Source organism: Paenibacillus turpanensis, assembly GCF_011421635.1.
Classification (GTDB): Bacteria; Bacillota; Bacilli; order Paenibacillales; family YIM-B00363; genus Paenibacillus_AK; species Paenibacillus_AK turpanensis.
The window spans coordinates 1-377 of record NZ_WTLI01000071.1 but is presented as its reverse complement, the minus strand read 5'-3'; the positions used below and the strand labels follow the sequence as shown (position 1 = coordinate 377).

Genomic DNA, 377 nt, shown 5'->3' with positions numbered 1-377 from the left:
CCCCATACGAAATCGTCCAATTCGAGGCGCGTTCCTGCGAAGTCGGTCTTCTCGTGCAGATGTTTTTGAATCAGCAATAACGGCGCGCCCGAATCTTCGATCATGAAGCGGATACGCTCCTCCGGGTAGTCGGGATCGACAGGCACATATGCTCCGCCCGCTTTGAGAATCGCCAGAATGCCGACGACCATATCGAGCGAGCGTTCGGCCAGAATCGCTACCAGCTGGTCCGCTTCTACTCCCGTCTCCCGCAGCTTCCGCGCAAGGCGGTTGGATCGCTCGTTCAGCTCGCGGTAGGTCAGCTGCCGCTCGTTCATGACGGCGGCCACGTTGTCCGGGTAAAGCTCCGCCTGCTCTTCGAACAAGCCGTGAATCGT

General features: G+C 59.2%; 1 protein-coding gene. It reads right to left on the bottom strand.

Annotated elements, in window-relative coordinates:
• Positions 1-377, bottom strand: a 377-nt coding sequence (locus GQS10_RS22850) for an AMP-binding protein (RefSeq protein WP_166246628.1), incomplete at both ends; no start/stop codon positions are given.